This window comes from Desulfovibrio desulfuricans DSM 642 (assembly GCF_000420465.1).
Lineage (GTDB): Bacteria > Desulfobacterota > Desulfovibrionia > Desulfovibrionales > Desulfovibrionaceae > Desulfovibrio > Desulfovibrio desulfuricans.
Map to the genome: position 1 here is coordinate 1 of NZ_ATUZ01000012.1, position 1,667 is coordinate 1,667.

General features: G+C 47.2%; 1 protein-coding gene. It reads left to right on the plus strand.

Features of this window, described 5'->3' with window-relative positions:
• The first annotated feature begins 236 nt into the window (after positions 1–236).
• Positions 237–1,412, plus strand: coding sequence for a tyrosine-type recombinase/integrase (locus tag G449_RS16130; RefSeq protein ID WP_022658318.1), 1,176 nt, complete (start codon positions 237–239; stop codon positions 1,410–1,412).
• The last annotated feature ends 255 nt before the right edge of the window (positions 1,413–1,667 follow it).

Consider the following 1,667-nt stretch of genomic DNA (forward strand, 5'->3'; position numbering starts at 1 on the left):
ACAAGAAGGGGTCACCTGTAATCAGGTAACCCCTTGATATTGTGGTGGAGAAGAAGGGATTTGAACCCTCGACCCCCGCCTTGCGAAGGCGATGCACAACATTACTTGGGATTACTATCTAATACTATTTTTGCTGAAATTATTGGATAAATTTAAAAATTGCCCCACTTGATTTACTATCATTTACCATCTATTTCTATCTTGCGTGTTACCATAGGTGTTACCACGGAGTTACCATGCAAAAAGTCCCCAAATACCCAGGCGTGTACATTCACATTGATTCACATGGCGAAAAAATTTTTTACATTATGTACAGGCAAGGGGGGCGCACTTCAAAGCTGATCAAGGAACCCGTTGGAAAATCTTCGGGAGGAATGACGGCTGCAAGAGCGGCAATTATTCGCGCTGACAGAATAAGTGGAAAATCTTTGCCAAACACAGAGCGAAGGTTTCTCGAAGAACAAGCGCGGTGTCAAGCAGCAGGCCGAATGACCATCAATAAATTGTGGGAATTATACAAGGAAGGACACGCAGACCCCAAGCGCGATATTTCAAAATATAACAAGCATTTAAAATTTAGATTTGGCGAATTGTTACCAGAAGATATCTCCACACCTGACATTGAACGGATGAAATACGAAATGTCGAGTGCTGGCAGTGCGCCAGCTTCCATCCAGAGGATTATTGTCATTCTCCGGGCAATAATTAATTTTGGCGTTCTTCACGGACATTGCCATCCGATAGACCCTTCAAAGTTGCAATTCAAAACAATGAAAATCGATAATGTCAAAACTGAAGTTCTGACAGATGACGAGCTTGCACGATTCATGACAGCATTAGATAACGAGCCTGATCAAAACGCTGCTGCCCTGCTTCGCCTAGCTCTGGTAACAGGCATACGCAAAGGCGCTCTCCTCGCTCTTCAATGGAATGATTGTGACTTTGATCGAGGGATTATTACGCTACGAGGTGAGGTTGCAAAGAAGGGCAAGACCGAGCATATCCCTATGAGCAGTGCAGCAAGGACTGTCCTTCAATCAATAGATCGGACAAGCGTGTTTGTATTTCCCGGCAAAGATGGCAACCAGAGGAAAGACTTCCGCCGCATTGCTCGGCGAGTAAAAGAACGCGCTCAACTGCCAAAAGACTTTCGACCTATCCACGGCCTACGGCACAACTTTGCAAGCAGATTGGCATCAAGTGGACAGGTGGATATGTACACCTTGCAGAAACTGCTGACGCATGAAAGCCCGCTCATGACACAACGGTATGCACACTTAGCAGATGAAGCGATGAAGCGTGCCTCTGAAATTGGAACGCAAGCTCTCCTCTCGACAGTGGAGAGTGTCATAAAAAAAGATTCCGCTCCACCGCCTGAGGCTCAAAAAAAAGATCGCTCACGTCACTCCTGAAGTAAGAAGTAGCAGGGGGGTGGCATTCCTCATCATGTTTAAAATGAACAGTCCAGGGTGGGGCGAAAGCCCCCCTGGAGACCCCAAAAACGCTCACCGAAGGGGAGGTTTGTATACTCACTATACAAACCCTTTGGGTTTGGCGTTCGCGAGGGGTTTCCCCTCGACCCCAAAATCCAAAGAAAATGCCTCTCGCCTCACTCGACCACTCGCGGCATGGATGCCTCTCGCCTCACTCGACCACTCGCGGCATGG